General features: G+C 70.0%; 15 protein-coding genes. 7 read left to right on the forward strand and 8 right to left on the reverse strand.

Annotated features, from left to right (window positions below):
• Positions 1–7 precede the first annotated feature (7 nt).
• From OED01_RS11685 to OED01_RS11695, 3 genes are read left to right on the forward strand one after another with little or no spacing between them, the layout of a single operon-like run.
• Positions 8–379 carry a YrdB family protein gene (locus OED01_RS11685; RefSeq protein WP_264155452.1) on the forward strand — a complete coding sequence of 124 codons (372 nt, stop codon included), beginning with the start codon at positions 8–10 and terminating at the stop codon, positions 377–379.
• Entirely contained in the window at positions 376–1,737 is a 1,362-nt protein-coding gene (locus tag OED01_RS11690; protein ID WP_264155453.1) for an FAD-binding oxidoreductase, read from the forward strand. The genes OED01_RS11685 and OED01_RS11690 overlap by 4 nt, the downstream gene beginning before the upstream one ends.
• On the forward strand, positions 1,734–2,138 hold the full coding sequence (locus tag OED01_RS11695) for an NUDIX hydrolase (RefSeq protein WP_264155454.1): 405 nt from the start codon (positions 1,734–1,736) through the stop codon (positions 2,136–2,138). The genes OED01_RS11690 and OED01_RS11695 overlap by 4 nt, the downstream gene beginning before the upstream one ends.
• Positions 2,139–2,148: 10 nt before the next feature.
• On the opposite strand, the gene nagB is transcribed toward OED01_RS11695, so the two are convergent.
• From nagB to OED01_RS11720, 5 genes are all read right to left on the reverse strand, one after another.
• Positions 2,149–2,928: a glucosamine-6-phosphate deaminase gene (nagB, locus tag OED01_RS11700; RefSeq protein WP_264155455.1), complete on the reverse strand. Its 780-nt coding sequence runs from the start codon at positions 2,926–2,928 to the stop codon at positions 2,149–2,151.
• Positions 2,921–3,898, reverse strand: a complete 978-nt coding sequence (locus OED01_RS11705) for an ROK family protein (protein ID WP_462937627.1) — start codon at positions 3,896–3,898, stop codon at positions 2,921–2,923. The genes nagB and OED01_RS11705 overlap by 8 nt, the downstream gene beginning before the upstream one ends.
• A 52-nt stretch (positions 3,899–3,950) precedes the next feature.
• A complete protein-coding gene (locus OED01_RS11710) occupies positions 3,951–5,138 on the reverse strand; it encodes an ROK family transcriptional regulator (protein WP_264155456.1) in 1,188 nt (395 codons plus the stop codon).
• Between the two features lie 79 nt (positions 5,139–5,217).
• The gene (locus OED01_RS11715) at positions 5,218–8,460 is read right to left on the reverse strand and encodes a family 20 glycosylhydrolase (protein ID WP_264155457.1); all 3,243 of its coding nucleotides are present in this window, start codon (positions 8,458–8,460) and stop codon (positions 5,218–5,220) included.
• Positions 8,451–9,668, reverse strand: coding sequence for a type III PLP-dependent enzyme domain-containing protein (locus tag OED01_RS11720; RefSeq protein WP_264155459.1), 1,218 nt, complete (start codon positions 9,666–9,668; stop codon positions 8,451–8,453). Before OED01_RS11720 ends, OED01_RS11715 begins: the two co-directional genes overlap by 10 nt.
• Positions 9,669–9,693: 25 nt before the next feature.
• On the opposite strand from OED01_RS11720, the gene OED01_RS11725 reads away from it, so the two are divergent.
• Both OED01_RS11725 and OED01_RS11730 read left to right on the forward strand, forming a co-directional pair.
• The gene (locus tag OED01_RS11725; protein ID WP_264155460.1) at positions 9,694–10,101 is read left to right on the forward strand and encodes a RidA family protein; all 408 of its coding nucleotides are present in this window, start codon (positions 9,694–9,696) and stop codon (positions 10,099–10,101) included.
• 117 nt (positions 10,102–10,218) lie between these two features.
• Complete coding sequence (locus OED01_RS11730; RefSeq protein ID WP_264155461.1) at positions 10,219–10,704, forward strand: hypothetical protein; 486 nt, start codon at positions 10,219–10,221, stop codon at positions 10,702–10,704.
• A 75-nt stretch (positions 10,705–10,779) separates the two neighbouring features.
• On the opposite strand, the gene OED01_RS11735 is transcribed toward OED01_RS11730, so the two are convergent.
• A complete protein-coding gene (locus OED01_RS11735) occupies positions 10,780–11,163 on the reverse strand; it encodes a hypothetical protein (RefSeq protein WP_264155462.1) in 384 nt (127 codons plus the stop codon).
• A 229-nt stretch (positions 11,164–11,392) separates the two neighbouring features.
• Between OED01_RS11735 and OED01_RS11740 the strand changes: the two genes are divergently transcribed.
• A complete protein-coding gene (locus OED01_RS11740) occupies positions 11,393–12,889 on the forward strand; it encodes a L,D-transpeptidase family protein (RefSeq protein WP_264155463.1) in 1,497 nt (498 codons plus the stop codon).
• 78 nt (positions 12,890–12,967) lie between these two features.
• Here OED01_RS11740 and OED01_RS11745 read toward each other — a convergent pair whose 3' ends face one another.
• The gene (locus OED01_RS11745; protein ID WP_264155464.1) at positions 12,968–15,184 is read right to left on the reverse strand and encodes an NADP-dependent isocitrate dehydrogenase; all 2,217 of its coding nucleotides are present in this window, start codon (positions 15,182–15,184) and stop codon (positions 12,968–12,970) included.
• A gap of 127 nt (positions 15,185–15,311) precedes the next feature.
• Between OED01_RS11745 and OED01_RS11750 the strand changes: the two genes are divergently transcribed.
• A complete protein-coding gene (locus OED01_RS11750; protein WP_264155465.1) occupies positions 15,312–15,770 on the forward strand; it encodes a GNAT family N-acetyltransferase in 459 nt (152 codons plus the stop codon).
• Positions 15,771–15,878: 108 nt separating this feature from the next.
• On the opposite strand, the gene OED01_RS11755 is transcribed toward OED01_RS11750, so the two are convergent.
• On the reverse strand, positions 15,879–16,673 hold the full coding sequence (locus OED01_RS11755) for a hypothetical protein (protein ID WP_264155466.1): 795 nt from the start codon (positions 16,671–16,673) through the stop codon (positions 15,879–15,881).
• Positions 16,674–16,711: the final 38 nt, after the last annotated feature.

The raw sequence follows: 16,711 nt of genomic DNA on the forward strand, positions 1-16,711 counted from the left end.
TGGGAGCATGACCCAGGAGACACCGGCCGAACCGGGCGTGAACCGCCCGAACGTCACCCCCCTCGACATCATCCGGGTCGTCATCCTGCTGGCTGCGCTCGCATCGCTCGCCCTGTGGGGCTTCGCCTCGTGGGATCTCCCGTGGAGCGTCATCGTCGGCATCGGAGCGCCCGTGGTGGTGCTGCTCGTGTGGGCACTGTTCCTCTCGCCGCGACCGGTGCTGCGCGTGCACCCGTTCCTGCGCGCAGCCGTCGAACTGCTCGTCTACGTCGGTGTCACGATCGCGTGGTGGTCGATGGGTCAGGCGGTGATCGGGTCGATCTTCGCCGTCGTCGCGATCGCCGCGGGAGTCATCGCAGGGCGGCGATCACTGGCATGAGCGCTCTCGCGGCGCTTCGCGCGGCTCTCGGCGAGATCGTCGACGTGTCGGAGGCGTCGTTGGAGGCTGCCCGCGCCGACCGATCCGGTCACGCGGCTCCCGGACGCCCGATCGCCGTCGTCCACGCCGAGACCGTCGAGCACGTCCAGCAGACGATGCGCATCGCGACGGAGACCCGTACGTCTGTGGTCATCCGCGGCGCAGGCACCGGACTCGCCGGAGCGGCGAACGCGGGCGAGGGCGAGATCGTGCTTTCGACACGGCGCATGACCCGCATCCTCGAGATCAGGGCGGATGATCTGCTCGCCGTGGTCGAACCGGGAATCCTCAACGCCGACCTCAACGCGGCGCTCGCGCCGTACGGCGTCTGGTGGGCACCGGATCCCGCAAGTCGCGACATCTCGACCGTCGGCGGCAACATCGCGACCGGCGCCGGCGGGCTGCTGTGCGCGAAGTACGGCGTCGTGCGGGATGCCGTCCTCGGGATCGATCTCGTGCTCGCCGACGGCCGCCTGCTGCGCCTCGGTCACCGCACCGTCAAGGGCGTGACGGGGCTCGATCTCACGTCGCTCGTGATCGGTTCCGAGGGCACCCTCGGCGCCGTCGTCGGCGCCACGCTGAAGCTTCGCCGACTCACCCCCGGCACGACCTGCACGATCGCGGCCGTCTTCCCCGACGCCCGTGCCGGGGCGATGGCATCCGCTGCGGTCACCGCCTCCGGCATCCAGCCCGCCATCATGGAGCTGATGGATGCCGCGGCCCTCGCCGCCGTGCACGACCTGCTCGGACTCCCCGCTCCGGCACCCGGGTCTTCGCAGTTGACCATCCAGACCGACGGCCCCGCCGCGCGGGACGAGGCCGACCGCATCGCGCAGGTGCTCACCGCCCACGGCGGCGCAGTCGCTCTCTCCGACGACCCGGCCGAGGGCGAGCGTCTGCTGGCGATCCGCCGCTCGATGCACGCCGCGATGGCGGCGCTCGGCACGACGCTCATCGAAGACGTGTCGGTGCCGCGCAGTGCGCTCCCGACCATGTTCGACGAGATCGCACGCATCGAACGCGAGTACGGGATGACGATCCCGACCGTGGTGCACGCCGGCGACGGCAATCTGCATCCGAACTTCATCTTCGACGGTCCAGAAGTCCCCGCGCAGGTCTGGCAGGCGGCCGATGAGCTGTTCCGCGCAGCGATCCGCCTCGGCGGCACCCTCACGGGAGAACACGGCATCGGCACGCTGAAGAGCCGCTGGCTCGCTGCGGAGCTCGGCGAGGACCAGTGGCGGCTGCAGCGCGACATCACGCGCGTGTTCGACCCCGCCGGCATCCTCAACCCCGGAAAGGTGTTCACGGCGCCATGACCGACATCCACGTGAGCGCGGCGATCATCCGCGACGCAGACGACCGCGTCCTGGTCGTGCGCAAGCACGGCACCGTGCGGTTCATGCAGCCGGGTGGCAAGCCGGAACAGGGCGAGAATCCCGCCGAGACCCTCGCCAGGGAACTCGAGGAGGAACTCGGCCTCCGTGTCGCGGAGGCCGATCTCACCCCGCTGGGCGAGTTCGTCTCGGCGGCGGCGAACGAGCCGGGGCACCGCGTCGTCGCATCAGCGTTCGCGATGCGCGCCGAACCCGATCAGGTGACGGTGCAGGCGGAGCTCGCCGAACTCCGCTGGATCACCCCGGCCGACATCGAAACACTGCCGCTGGCGCCGCTCAGCCTGGAGCATCTGCTCCCGCTGGCCTGGCCTGGTCGGGCCTAGGCACCGCCGCTCAGATCCCCTGCCAGGCCGGCTTGTTCGCGAACGTGTAGCGGTAGTAGTCCGCCAGCTTCAGCTTCGAGGCCGCCGCTTCGTCGACCACGACCGTCGCGTGCGCGTGCAACTGGATCGCCGAGCCGGGCAGGAAGGCGGACAGCGGCCCCTCCACGGCATCCGCAACGGCCTGGGCCTTGCTCTCGCCGAACGCGAGCAGCACGAGATGCCGCGCCTCGAGGATCGTGCCGAGGCCCTGGGTGATGCAGTGCATCGGGACGTCGTCGATCGAGTCGAAGAAACGGGCGTTGTCCTCGCGCGTCTGCTGAGTGAGCGTCTTGACCCGCGTCCGGGAGGCGAACGACGATCCCGGCTCGTTGAAGCCGATGTGGCCGTCGGTGCCGATGCCGAGGATCTGCAGGTCGACTCCGCCCGCCGCCGCGATCGCTGCCTCATAGTCGGGCCCCGCGTGCTCGATTCCGTCGGATGCGCCGTTGGGCACGTGGATGCGCCGAGGATCGAGTCCGAGCGGCTCGACGACCTCGCGGGTGATGACCGACCGGTAGCTCTCGGGGTGCGCAGGGTCGAGACCGACGTACTCGTCGAGTGCGAAGCCCCGAACCTGCGAGACGTCGACCCCGGCGAGACGGCTCTTCAGCGCCTCGTAGACCGGCAGCGGCGTGGACCCCGTCGCAAGCCCCAGCACGGCATCCGGACGCGCGGCGATCAGCGCGGCGATCTCCTCCGCGACCAGTGCACCAGCGGCCGCCTTGTTCTCGACGATGACGACTTCAGCCATGGGGAACGATCTCCTTATCGGGCACGGGCGCGTGTTCGGATGCTCCGACGAGCGCCGCGCCCAGCGCCGCAGCGGGCGAGCCGACCGGCAGCAGCTCGATCCTCTCATCGAGCCGCAGCGAGCGCATGAATGCAGAACCCTCGGCTTCACGCCGCAGGGCGTCGACGATGTCGGTGTGCAGGCGGTCGCCGAGCGCGGTGAGGCCGCCCCCGATCACCACGGTCTCGACGTCGACCGAGAGCACCAGGATGCGCACCGCGGCTGCGGCGCCTCTGGCGAGGTCCGAGCGCAGTGCGAGCGCGTGAGGGTCGCCGGATTCGGCTGCTTCGAAGATGTCACGGACCGGAAGCGCGCCTGGGCGGCCCCAGGCCTTCGCCAGCGCGCCACCGCCGCACAGCGTCTCGACGCAGCCGCGCTGGCCGCACCCGCACAGGCGGCCGGCCGGGTCCACGCTGAGGTGTCCGACCTCTCCCGCCGTGCCGTGGACACCGCGCCAGATCCGACCATCCGTCACGATGCCGGCTGCTACACCGGTTCCGAGGTTCAGATACGCCATCGACGCGCCGTCGCCCCGCAGCGCAGCAGCGCCCAGCGCGGCGGCCTTCACATCGTTCTCGACCGCGATCGGCACCCGCAGCACACTGCCGGCGCGCCCAGGGATGTCGAGCGATTCGACGCCGAGGTTCACCGCGTGCAGCACCCGCCCGGTGGCCGGCTCGACGAGCCCCGGGATCCCGACGCCGACGGAGCGCAGCTCCGACGACGCGAAGCCGCCTTCCTCCGCGAGTGCGGTGACGCTGTCCAGGATGCTGGCGATGACCGCCTCGTCGCCCCAGCCCGTGGGGCGACGCACACGCGCGACGATGTCGCCGTCGGCGTCCACCGCGACGGCGTCGGTCTTCGTCCCGCCCACGTCAAGGCCCACTCGAATCGACCGACCGGACAGGTCGGAGCTCACCCGCCGACCCATCAGCAGACGCGGCCCGGCCGGACGGCGATCTCGCCTGTCATCGGAACGCGCATCATGAGACGCCCAGCTGACCGGAGAGCACCATCACGGCAGTGCCGCGCAGCACGATGTCCTCCTGGCGGGTGAGACGGATCACGACATCGTCGAACACGCCGTCGAGCGTCCGCGCACGCAGCGTGGCGGTCGCGGCGTCGAAGAAGTCATCGTCGAGCAGATCCGCGGGCCCCGACAGCACGATCTCGGACAGGTCGAGCGCGCTGACGATCGGAGCGATCGCCACGGCCATCCGCGTGCCCGCGTCGCGCAGGAGCTCCTCACGGGACCCCGGCGCCTCGGCGATGGCAGCAGCCAGACGGCTGCCGCTGAGCCAGGCCTCCAGGCATCCGTCCTTGCCGCACACGCACCGGGGACCGCCGTCCGTTCCCACGACGACGTGGCCGATCTCACCCGCGGCGAAGCGGCTGCCGAGCAGCGGCTGGCTGCCCGTGATCAGGCCAGCACCAACGCCTCGCCCGATCTTGATCAGCATGACGTCTGCGCGGGCCTCTCCGAACGTGTACTCGGCGAGGACTGCCGCGTTGGCGTCATTGCGGGCCGTCACCGGCAGATCGAGGTCGAGACCGAGTCGAGCCTCAAGTGGGAAATCCGTCCAGCCGAGGTTCGGAGACTCGATGACGACGCCGTCCGGCCGCACGATGCCGGGCGTTCCGACCCCGACGCCGAGAAGGGTCGTCGTGGATGCGTGCACCAGTTGGCGGGCGAGGTCGAGCAGTGCGTCGTACGTCGCCGTGCCGTCCGGCTGCGCGGGACGCGGGACTTCACGACGTTCGAGAACCTCGCCGTCCAGACTGAGAACGGCGCCCTGGAACGCCTCCGGTCCCGACAGATCCAACCCGATGATCTGGTGGCCCTCACGATCGATGTCGATGAGGATCGGCGGCTTGCCAGGGCCGGCCGTCTCGCGGATGCCCTTCTCGACGACGATGCCGTCGGCGATGAACTCGGCGACGAGGTCGGAGATGGTCACGCGCGTGAGACCCGTCTCGCGGGAGAGGTCGGCGCGACTCATGGCACCGGCGTGGTAGAGCGTCTGCAGAACCAGGGCTCTGTTGTGCCCGCGCGCGTGCTCGGGCAGCACCTTGGCGCGCGATCGCAGGTGCCGGGCACCCGCGAATCCGTGCGCGGTCGCGCCGGTGTACTGGGCCGCCGCCGGCACACGCATCCCATCCGATTCGGACATGTTTGTTAGTAGACCTTACGAACATAGAGTTGCGCAACCTCTGCGAGGTCGACGCGATGGAGGGTTACCGAAACGTTACCTAGCGATGCGCGCTCTCCGCTCCCCCGTGCGCTCCCAGACCGGCGACGAGTTCGGCGACGATCCGCTGGCGATCCTGCACGCTCATCGGCTTGCCTGGGACTCCGGGCCGACGTTGCTCGGGAGACGGACCGTCGAGGGGACGATACCGCACTCCCATCGCAGCCAGACGCCGAAGCTGAACCGGCAGTCGGCGCGCGAAACCGGCGTACTCGTCCGGCTCGCCTCCGAGCCACAGGCGCTCCGCGATCGCGGAGAGCCTGGGGAACATCGCGAAGTCCACCCGATCGCGACTGGGCAGGTGCTCCGTCCACGTGTTGGCCTGGCCGCCGAGCGCGCGCTCATCGATGTGCAGCGTGTAGGCGTGCTCGATGGTCAGAGGCGGCCCCACCGGCACCGGTTCGTCGGTCGATTCGGACTGCCGGTAGTCGAGGTAGACCTCGAGGTCTGGGCACGCGATGACGGGGATGCCGCGGTCCAGCGCCTCCTGGAGCGCGACGGGTGCGCGCCAGGCGAGGATCTCGACCCCGTCGGGGACGTCGCCTTCCAGCACCTCATCCCACGCCAGCGCCGTCCGCCCGCGCGAACGGACGTGCGCGACGAGATGCGCGGTGAACCACGGCTGGATGTCCCTGGCGGAGTTCAGACCGAGGGCACGCATCCGCTCCTGCGCCGCGGGGCTGCGCTGCCACTCGGTCACGGGCACCTCGTCACCGCCGATGCCGATCCACGGCGAATCGAACACGTCGCACAGCGCATCGATGGCGGTGCGGCCGAACGCGAGGGATTCCTCCGTCGGTGCAAGCGTCCGCTCGTTCACGCCGAAGCGCTCCCAGGGGCCATCGACGGGGTCCGAGGCGTCGGTGTTGCCGAGCGCCGGGTACGCGGCGAGCGCGGCCTGCACGTGTCCTGGGAGCTCCACCTCCGGCACCAGCGTGATGAACCGCTCGGCGGCGTAACGCACGAGTTCGCGCAGCTCCGCAGTCGTGTAGTGCCCTTCATGACGCCCAGGCTCGACCGTCGCGAGTGGACCGTGCCCGCGCTGAGTGGCGTCGCGTCGTGCGCCGACCTCGGTGAGCGCGGGGTACCCTGGCACCTCGAAGCGCCAGCCCTGGTCGTCGGTCAAGTGCAGGTGCAGGACGTTGAGCTGGTGCGCCGCGAGCACATCGATCAGGCGCCGGATGTCGGCGGCCGGTCGGAAGTGGCGTGCGACGTCGAGCATCGCGCCTCGCCATCCGAACGCGGGTGCGCCGCGCCAGTGCCCTGCCGGCAGTCGTGCCCCGTTGGCGGACTCCGGCGGCAGGAGCTGACGCAGCGCCATCACCCCGCGGAACGCACCGACGGCCTCGGCGGCATGCACCTCGATGCGCTCGGCCGAGACGTCGATGCGGAACGACTCGGACTGCTTCTGCTGCGGGTCGCGGACGAGTGCGATCGTGCCTGCCGCGGCATCCTCCGGCTCTTGGATCCGCAGCGCGTCTCGCAGCCGCTCCGCGACGCCGGCGAAGGCGTCCGAGGCCTCGACGACTGTGCCTGGGCGGAGCACGAACGGCTCGGCTGCGGCGTCGATCTCGGCATCCAGCCGGGGAACAGCCGTGCGGTGGGCGGGCGGGGGCATGCGCAGCGCCGCACCCGGCGTGCGTCCGGTCGGCCGGCCGCTCTCGATCACCGCCACTCCCCCGACGAGCACGTCGACGATGCCCCGGGCCTCGGCCCGTGGTGTCTCGAACGTGGCGCCTGCGCCGACCGTGAGCGGATCGAACAGTACGAGATCCGCCGTCGCGCCCTCGCGGATGATGCCGCGGGGCGCATCCCCTCGGTCGAGTCCGAGCCGGCGCGCGGGCGTCGCGGAGAGGTGCTGCACCGCCTGTTCGAGAGTCAGGATTTCGAGCTCGCGCACGTAGTGGCCGAGGTAGTGCGGGAACGTCCCGTATCCACGCGGGTGCGGCTTGTCTCCGATCAGGATGCCGTCGCTGCCGCCGCTGTGCCGCGGATGCCGCATGATCTCGCGGACGTTCTGCTCATCGCCGATGTGCATGAGGATGCCGGTGGCCCCGGCATCCTGCACCACGGTGTCGAGCACGACATCGACCGGCCGCCGGCCCTCGGACCGTGCGATCTCATCGATGCGGCGACCGACGAGGCCGGCCAGAGCCGGGTGGGCGACGCCCGAGACCTCGATCGCGGACCAGTCGGCGCGTTCGCCGTGGAAGCCGTCGCAGCCGATCTCCTCCAGTTCGAGGCGCACCTGCTCTCGGCCGTCCGCATCGAGCGCGGCGATCGTGCCGACGAGGTCGCCGCCCGCGGCGAGCCGGCTCGGCAGCAGCGCCGCCAGCGTCGTCGCCCCTGGGAGGTACGGGTAGGTGTCGAGCGTGACGTCCACGCCGTCCGCGACGGCCGCATCGACGATCGCGAGCAGTTCCGCCGCACGCCCTCGGTTCGGCGCGAAGTTCATGGTGGCGTGCGTCAGGTGGATGGGGCACCCCGTGCGCCGACCGATGTCGAGCACCTCGCGGTACGCGTCAAGGGCAGCCGCGCCATAGCTGCGGGTGTGCGGGGCCCAGTAGCCGCCGCGCTCTGCGACCACACGGCAGAGTGCCTCGAGCTCGGCGGTCGACGCGTACATCCCAGGTGTGTAGGTGAGGCCGCTCGACATCCCGAACGCACCCGCGTCCAACGCGTCACCCAGCAGTTCCGCCATGCGCGCGAGCTCGTGCCGTTCGGCCGCGCGGTCCTCATGGCCGATCACCATCATGCGCAGGTTCCCCTGCGGCACGAGCACGGCGACGTTGGCCGCCGTGGCTGCATCGATCGCCTCCAGGAACTCCGCCGTCGTGCGCCATCGCACCTCGGCCGGGCCGTTCCAGCCGGCGATCTGCGCGGGGATCGCGGCCGCCGACCGCTCGTCCAGCGGAGCGTAACCGAGCCCGTCCTGGCCGATGACCTCGCACGTGACGCCCTGGGCGATCTTGGCGGTGTGCTCGGCGCCGCGGAGCACGGCGAGATCGCTGTGGGCGTGCATGTCGATGAAGCCGGGGGCGAGGACGAGACCCGTCGCGTCGACCTCGAGGGATCCGTCCGGCAGCTCGAAGTCCGCATCGTCGCCGCGGCGGATGCCGACGATCCGGGTCCCTTCCACGGCGACGTCCGCGGTGAACCGCTCGTCGCCTGTTCCGTCCACCACGCTCGCGCGGCGATACACCCGTACGCGTCCGGCGGCGGCGTGTTCGGCGCTCAGAAGCATGTCGCCACCGCCCCGATCACGCGCGGATCCTCGGCATCCGGGTCGTCGATGAGCGGCACCACGCGCCACTTGTCGAACGCCGTGCAGGGGTGCGACAGGCCGAGGCGCACGACGTCCCCCACCGCGACCTCCGCGCCATCGGAGAGGCGGAAGAAGGCGTGCTGGTCGTTGAGCGCGGTGACCTCGCCCTCGACGGTCTGCGGGATCGGCAGGTCGATGTCGAACGGCACGTCACGGCGCCCGGCATCCAGCAGCGCCAATGCGGGTTCCGGATGCGAGACGATCCGCGACCACGCGTGCATCGCGGAGCGCAGCGATTCGGTCGGCACCGCCGCGCCGAAGGGCGACATGCGCGAATAGAAGCCGTCATCGTGGATCTGGAAGGCACCGGAGCGGAGCACGACGTCGACGTCACCGGCGTGCGGCGCGAGCATCGCGGCCGCGCGATCCGGGAACGAACTGCCGCCGGCGGAGAGGATCGGGCGCACCCCCACGGGGTACTCCAGGCGCTCGTGCAGATCGACGAGGCCCTGAAGATAGGCGTCGACGGCCGCGACGGACTCGTGGCTGCGGTCCGGGCCGAACGGCCCTTCGTATCCGGCGACGCCGGCCAGGCGAAGACCGGACGCGCGGGAGACGGCGGCGGCGATGCGCTCGCCGTCGGCGATCGTGCGCGCGCCCGTCCGCCCGTTCGCGCCGCCGAGTTCCACGAGCACGTCGAGCGGGTGCGCGTCGTCCGTGAGTGCGCCGGCGAGCAGGGCGACGGTGGCTTCCGAGTCCGCCCAGCAGATGATGCGCAACCCGTCGATGCCCGACAGCTGAGCGCCCAGTTCGGCGGCCGCCGCGACGTCGGTCACGCTGTTGGCGATGAGCACGGTTCGCACGCCGGCATCGATGGCCACACCGGCCTGCCAGGGCGTCGCGACCGAGATCCCCCAGGCCCCGGCATCCAGCAGGCGCTGCCAGAGCGCCGGCGACATCGTCGTCTTGCCGTGCGGGGCGAGCAGGATGCCGAGGTCGCCGGCCCACTCGAACACCGTCGTCTCGTTGTGGGTGAGAGCGTCCGCATGCACCGTCATCACGGGCGTGGAGAACTCGGAGAGGCGAAGGCCGGCATCCCCCACGTCGGAGAGCCGCAACCCGTGGGCGCGGGCGGGAAAGGCCTTGGCCCAGGGGCCGAGCACGGGGTCCGGAATTTGTAGAGGCACCTAACAAGGCTACTAGGCTGGAGGCATGAGCTCGAAGATCCGTGTCACCACCGACGCCGCCCCCGCCCCCGCGCACACGTTCTCGCAGGGCGTCCGCAAGGGCCCGTTCGTGCAGGTCTCGGGCCAGGGTCCCGTCGACCCGGCGACGAACGAGTACCTCTTCCCCGGCGACGTCGCGGCGCAGACCACCCGCACGCTCGAGAACGTCAAGGCGATCGTCGAGGCATCCGGTGCCACGTTCGACGACGTCGTGATGCTGCGCGTCTACCTCACCAAGCGTGAGGACTTCCCAATCATGAACGAGGCGTACGGCGCATTCGTCGAGGCGCACACGACCGGCGGCGTGCTCCCCTCGCGCACGACGGTCTTCACCGGCCTGCCGCGCGAGGAGATGCTCGTCGAGATCGACGGCATCGCCATCGTCGACGCCTGACAGCCATCGCGAGGATGGGGATTTCTCCCCGTCAGGGCCGAAACGCCTCCTGTGATTGACTTGAGGCGACCGGAGAATCAGCACCGCGATGCGGTGCGCCATCACAGGGGGAAACTCATGAATCGTAAGATCGCTGCTCTGAGCATCGCAGCCGTCGCCGTCCTCGGCCTGACCGCATGCGGCGGAACGCCCAGCACGGCCGACAAGGCCAACGACTCCGACAAGACGACCGCGAGCGAAGCGCCGGCCGAGTCCACGGCGGAGCAGTCCGTCGCCGACGCGTGCAAGGCCGCGACCGAGGACATCACCGCCGCGACGACGTCCATGTCCGAGCTCGACATCGAGGCCGCGACCGCTGACCCGCAGACGACGCTGGACACGTTCACCGCGACGACCGACGCCATCGGCGAGGTGGCCGCATCGGTGAACAACGCCGAGGTCAAGGAATCCGTCACCGCCATCTACGAGGACTTCGGCAAGATGCGCGACCTGCTCTCCGCCGTCCTGGTCGACCAGGACATGTCCGTCGCCGCCGACCTCACCACGGTGACGAGCGACCTGCAGGCGTCGACGACCGAGTTCTACGAGCTCTGCGCCGGCTGATCCACCGCGAACCTCTTCAGACGGATGCCCCGCGACCTTCCTGGTCGCGGGGCATCCGTCGTTTGGCAATCGCGCTCATGTCGCAGGCTGCGCGCGGTTCCACTCCGGAAGCGGATACTCGCTGGCGGGAGGCGTAGCCAGCACCGCGATCAGAACCCCCAGCACGAGGACAGCGCTCAGCCCCACGGCGATCCATACCGTCGCACGCCGAGCGCGCGTCGGCCGCGGGCCGCGCAGCCCCACGAGCGCGGCGGACAGCAGCAGCACGAGCCAGGCCACGAGCGCGGCGATGCCCATACCGATGCCGATCGACCGCTCGCCGTCATCCGAATCGGAGTACTCGATGACCGTGGCGCCCGGGCCCGCGAGGCTGAGGCCGGCTAAGCCGAGGAAGAGACTGCCGAGAAGTCCGAGCAGCGTCGCCGCGATCGTCAGGGAGACACTGCCGACGATCCGCACGACCCCATACTGGCAGGTGATCTGCGCGTCGGCCGTCGCGGCTCACTCGTCGTCGACTCTGCGAGCTGTTGGAGCGCGGGTGACGACGCAGTCCGATCTCAAGAAACGCGTCGGATCGACGAGCCTCCTGAGATCGACAGCCCCGGCCCGTTCCAGGCCGCACCCGCGAAGTTGCCGACCGTTGCCGTTTCGTGATAACGGATCCCGTACGATAGAGGCGATACGTGTCATGCCGATCACGGGGGGTGAGATCGTGACCGATCTTGTTGCAGCATCCGGCTCCGACACCGCGAAGACCGCGGTGATCTCGGAGAGCGATGCGACGAGCGCGGCCCGCAACGCGGAGCAGCCCCCGGAGAACCCGCACGTGGAGTGGGCTCCGATCGAGTCGGCGCCCAGGAAGAAGCGCATCGGCCTCTGGGTCGGCATCGGCGCGGGCGTCGTCGTGCTCGGTGCCGCAGCGGCCTCGATGGTCCTGATCGCCCCTGGTACGAGCGTGGCAGGCATCCAGGTCGGCGGCATGACCCCCGGCATGGCCGCCGAGACCATCAGCAACCGCCTGGCCGAGACCGAGGTCACGCTGACCGGCATGGGCGGCGACGTCGTGGTGACGGGTGCCGATCTCGGCGCGTCCGTCGATGCGACGGCGCTGGCTGAGCAGGCTTTCGCCGAGCGTCCGCTGTGGAACGTCAGCCAGTGGGGTGCCGACCCGATCTCGGCGAGCATCGCACTGGACGCGGAGACGGCCGAGAGCACGCTGCGTTCCGCCGCACCTGCGTCGTTCACCGATGCCACCGACGCCACCGTCGTCTTCGACGGCGCATCCGGCACCTACACGGTCACGCCGGCCGAATCCGGTTCCGGCATCGACGTCGACGCGCTCTCGGGCGCGTTCGTCGAAGCGATCGGCGACGGCAAGTCGAGCCTCGAGTTCACCGGTGACCCGACCGAAGCACTCCCCGACGTCTCGACCGAGGATGCCGAGGCGACGGCATCCGAGCTGAACACGATGCTCGCCGGCATCGGCTTCTACGTCGGCGAGGAGCGCACCGTTCCGGTCGGCCCCGCTGTCGCCGCGACCTGGCTGAGCGTCGAGAACGTCGACGGAGAACTCGTCGTCGAGGCCGACGCCGCAGCCATCCAGACGACGGTGGACGGACTCGCCGCCGCCGTCGATCGCGCGCCGGTCAACGCCAAGAACGTCACGGACGGAAGCGGCAACGTGCTCCGCGAGCTCACCGCCGGCCAGAACGGTCGTGCGCTGGGTGACACCTCGGGCATCGCCGAGGACTTCGCCGCGCAGCTGACCGACGGCAACGCCGTGTACGCACTCCAGGTCACCGAGACCCCGTTCGAGACGACGGCGCTCGTCCGCCGAGCCGAGGTGGATCTGAGCTCGCAGCGCGCCTACTTCTACGAGAACGATCAGCTCGTGAACTCGTGGGCGATCTCCTCCGGCAGGCCGGGCCACGAGACCGAGACCGGGAAGTTCAAGATCCGCGCGCACGTGCGCATCCAGGACATGGGCGGCGCGTCGGCGGGTTACCTCACCAAGGACGTCCCCTGGGTCACCTACTTCAACGGCGACCAGGCCTTCCATGGCACGTACTGGCACAGCAACTTCGGAAGCGTCATGAGCCACGGCTGCGTGAACATGCCGATCTCGGCCGCGCAGTGGGTCTACGAGTGGGCGCCGGACGGCGTCGAGGTCCACGTCCACAACTGACCGACGCCTCCGGTCCACGGAGAGCATACGAAAAGGGCGGATGCCGAAGCATCCGCCCCTTTTCGTGCGTCCGCCGGGTCAGAGGGCGTCGATCACCGCGTTCAGCGTCGCGGACGGACGCATGATCGCCTCGACCTTCGCTGCGTCCGGGCGGTAGTACCCCCCGATGTCGGCAGGCGAGCCCTGCACGGCGTTCAGCTCGGCGACGATGTCCTGCTCCTGAGCCGTGAGCTTCTCGGCGATCGGCGCGAACGCTGCCGCGAGGTCGGCATCCTTCGTCTGCTTCGCCAGCTCCTGCGCCCAGTACAGGGCGAGATAGAAGTGGCTGCCTCGGTTGTCGATCGTGCCGAGCGCACGGCCGGGAGAGCGGTCCTCCTCCAGGAACGTGCCGGTCGCGGCATCCAGCGTCTCGGCCAGCACCCGCGCCTTCTCATTGCCTGCGAAGTCCGCGAAGTGCTCCAGCGAGGCGGCCAGCGCGAAGAACTCGCCCAGCGAGTCCCAGCGCAGGTAGTTCTCCTCGACGAGCTGCTGCACGTGCTTGGGAGCCGAGCCGCCCGCGCCGGTTTCGAACAGTCCACCGCCGGCGAGCAGCGGGACGATCGACAGCATCTTGGCGCTGGTGCCGACCTCGAGGATCGGGAACAGGTCGGTGAGGTAGTCGCGCAGCACGTTGCCGGTCACCGAGATCGTGTCCTCGCCGCGGCGCAGACGCTCGAGCGAATAGCGCGTGGCGTCCTCGGGCGCAAGGATCTCGATCGTGAGCCCGTCGGTGTCGTGATCCTCGAGGTACTCGTTCACCTTGGCGATCAGCGCCGCGTCGTGCGACCGGTCGGCGTTCAGCCAGAACACCGCGGGCGAGCCGGTGGCGCGGGCGCGCGAGACGGCCAGCTTCACCCAGTCGCGGATCGCGATGTCCTTGGTCTGAGTGGCGCGCCAGATGTCGCCCGCCTGCACGGTGTGCTCGATGACGACGTCACCCGACGAGGTGACGACCTGGATGCGGCCGGCCGCTGCGACCTCGAACGTCTTGTCGTGGCTGCCGTACTCCTCGGCGGCCTGCGCCATCAGCCCCACGTTCGGCACGGTGCCGATCGTGGCGGGGTCGAGCGGCCCATTGGCGATGACGTCGTCGATCGTGGCCTGGTAGACGCCGGCGTACGAGGAGTCCGGGATGACCGCGAGCGTGTCCGCCTCGCCGCCGTCGGCTCCCCAGAGCTTGCCGCCGTTGCGGATGAGCGCGGGCATCGAGGCGTCCACGATGACATCGCTCGGCACGTGCAGGTTGGTGATGCCCTTGTCCGAGTTCACGTACGAAAGACGCGGTCCGTCCTGGATGGCGCGGAAGAACGCCTCGGCGATCGCCTCGCCGCCGTCCAGGTCCGCCAGACCGGTCAGGATCGAGCCGAGACCGTCGTTGGCGCTCAGGCCGGCAGCGGCGAGCGCATCGCCGTGCTGTGCGAAGACATCCGCGAAGTACGCCTTGACGACGTGACCGAAGATGATGGGGTCCGAGACCTTCATCATGGTCGCCTTGAGGTGCACCGAGTACAGCACGTCGTCGGCCTTGGCCTCCGCGAGGGTCTCGGCGAGGAAGGCGTCCAGCGCCGCGGCCGACAGGAACGTGGCGTCCACGATCTCGCCGGGGAGGACCTTGAGGTTCTCCTTCAGCGCCGTGGTGGTTCCGTCCTCGGCGACGTGCTGGATCGTCAGCACGTCGTCGGCGGGGGCGACCCAGCTCTTCTCGTTCGCCTTGAAGTCGTCGTGACCCAGCGTCGCGACGCGGGTCTTCGACCCCTCTGCGAACGCCTTGTTGCGGTGCGGGTGCTTCTTGGCGTAGTTCTTCACAGCCAGTGGAGCACGACGGTCGCTGTTGCCCTCGCGCAGCACCGGGTTCACGGCGGAGCCCTTGATGCGGTCGTAGCGGGCGCGTACATCCTTCTCCTCGAGCGTGGACGGCTCGTCGGGGAAGTCCGGCACGTCGAAGCCCTGGGACTGCAGCTCGGCGATCGCCGCCTTGAGCTGAGGGATGGATGCCGAGATGTTGGGCAGCTTGATGATGTTGGCCTCGGGCGTCGTGGCCAGTCCGCCGAGCTCGGCGAGCGCGTCGGAGACGTTCTGGTCGGCGCTCAGCCGCTGCGGGAACGCGGCGAGGATACGGCCGGCGAGCGAGATGTCGCGCGTCTCGAGCGCGATCGATGCCTTTCCGGCGTACGCCTTCACGATCGGCAGGAGCGAAGCGGTGGCCAGAGCCGGTGCCTCGTCGGTGTAGGTGTAGATGATGGCGTCGTCGGTCACCGGGAGATCTCCGTTCACGAGGGCATTTGTCTCGATACCAAGATACCTGAGGCCCCGCCGCCGCGTTGATCCGAGGGATTCGTCCTCCTCTGGTGTCAGAACCACTGGGAGCGGTTACCCTGGGCTTATGTCGGAACTCCGTGTGGTCGAACTGTCCGCCGCGACGATCGTCGCGGTCAACAACCTGTCCCTGAAGCCCGGACAGGAGCAGTTCCTCGCGCCGGTCTCCTACGGGATCGCCGCCACGGTGATCAACCCGAAGACGTCGTGGCAGCGCGTGGTCCTCGATCGCAACGAGGTCGTCGGCTTCGTGAGCGCGAACTTCGATTCCGATGCGCCGGAGGAGCACTTCCGCTCGGTGCTGTGGCGGATCAACGTCGATGCCGATGACCAGGGCCGTGGCGTCGGACGATTCGCCGTCGAGGCACTCGTCGAAGAGGCGCGCAAGCGCGGTTTCGATCACGTCGATGTCATCTACGAGGCGGGCGAGGACGGGCCGGAGGCCTTCTTCACGCGCGTCGGATTCTCTCCCGTCGGTGAGACGGAGTACGGCGAGGTCATCGCCGAGATCCGGATCGACTCCTAAGACCGGCGGCGGGGCCTCGGATCCCCTCCCCCACCGAGACCCCGTCGCCTCCTTCTGCGCGCCCGCCGCGCCGCCGTCGAAGGGCACGACGTCGTTCGGGAACGGTCGTCAGGGTCGGTCGCCGGGGCGCGGGCGGTCCCGCCAGGCGGCGATGGCGGATGCCGCGGCCGCGGCCGCACGGTCGAGCACATCGGCCGACAGGGTGATGACCTGCTGAGCGGCGTCCTGCCATCCTGGGCCGACCGCCGGCCGTTCGCCCGCCGCGATGTGCGCCGCCTGCTCCGCGTCGTCGAAGGCGCGCTCGAGGCGCACCACGGAGAGCCGGTACGCGGTGTACTCAGCAGGCGTCACCTTTCCGGGTGCCGGCCGGCTCTCCTGCGCACGCTCGAGCGCGGACAGGAAGGCCGCCGTCTCCGGCACGTGCCCGTCGCTCATGGTCGGATACGCGATCATCCGCGCCGGATCGGTCTCGTACTGCATCCAGCGCACGAGCACGGTGTCGTGCTGGGCGCGCAGCCGTTCCAGCGGCGTCGGCTCGGATCTCGGCGGGATCTCAGCCCTCGCCGCGGTCACCCTGGCTCGCAGCGCCTTGACCGCGGCCGCCGCCGCCTTGGCCTCCCGCTGCGCGGTCTGCAGGTCCCGTCGGGCGCGGTTCACATCGTCCAGGCTCGCGCGCGACGCCGCCCGATCGGCTGAGACCCTGGTGAGATCGGTCTTCGCGACCCGTGCGGCGTTCTGCGCTGAGATCGCCTCGGCGATCGCGGCACGCAGCTCGAGCTTGGCGGCATCGTATGCCAGTCGTCGTTCGGCGTTCACTCTGTGCACTCCCCACGCGCCGGCCCCCACGGCACCGACTGCCGCCGGCGCCGCCCACCAGAACTCGGCCAGCAGCAGGGGGTCCATGCCCTTCATGCTAACCGGGGCGGATGCCTCGGCATCCG

Origin of the sequence: Microbacterium sp. M28 (assembly GCF_025836995.1) — a bacterium.
Classification (GTDB): Bacteria; Actinomycetota; Actinomycetes; order Actinomycetales; family Microbacteriaceae; genus Microbacterium.

Excerpts from the sequence above, each read along its gene's own strand:
- OED01_RS11685 (WP_264155452.1), top strand. The coding sequence starts at position 8 with ATGACCCAGGAGACACCGGCCGAACCGGGCGTGAACCGCCCGAACGTC.
- OED01_RS11690 (WP_264155453.1), top strand. The coding sequence starts at position 376 with ATGAGCGCTCTCGCGGCGCTTCGCGCGGCTCTCGGCGAGATCGTCGAC.
- OED01_RS11695 (WP_264155454.1), top strand. The coding sequence starts at position 1,734 with ATGACCGACATCCACGTGAGCGCGGCGATCATCCGCGACGCAGACGAC.
- nagB (WP_264155455.1), bottom strand. The coding sequence starts at position 2,928 with ATGGCTGAAGTCGTCATCGTCGAGAACAAGGCGGCCGCTGGTGCACTG.
- OED01_RS11705 (WP_462937627.1), bottom strand. The coding sequence starts at position 3,898 with ATGGGTCGGCGGGTGAGCTCCGACCTGTCCGGTCGGTCGATTCGAGTG.
- OED01_RS11710 (WP_264155456.1), bottom strand. The coding sequence starts at position 5,138 with ATGTCCGAATCGGATGGGATGCGTGTGCCGGCGGCGGCCCAGTACACC.
- OED01_RS11715 (WP_264155457.1), bottom strand. The coding sequence starts at position 8,460 with ATGCTTCTGAGCGCCGAACACGCCGCCGCCGGACGCGTACGGGTGTAT.
- OED01_RS11725 (WP_264155460.1), top strand. The coding sequence starts at position 9,694 with ATGAGCTCGAAGATCCGTGTCACCACCGACGCCGCCCCCGCCCCCGCG.
- OED01_RS11730 (WP_264155461.1), top strand. The coding sequence starts at position 10,219 with ATGAATCGTAAGATCGCTGCTCTGAGCATCGCAGCCGTCGCCGTCCTC.
- OED01_RS11740 (WP_264155463.1), top strand. The coding sequence starts at position 11,393 with ATGCCGATCACGGGGGGTGAGATCGTGACCGATCTTGTTGCAGCATCC.
- OED01_RS11750 (WP_264155465.1), top strand. The coding sequence starts at position 15,312 with ATGTCGGAACTCCGTGTGGTCGAACTGTCCGCCGCGACGATCGTCGCG.
- OED01_RS11755 (WP_264155466.1), bottom strand. The coding sequence starts at position 16,673 with ATGGACCCCCTGCTGCTGGCCGAGTTCTGGTGGGCGGCGCCGGCGGCA.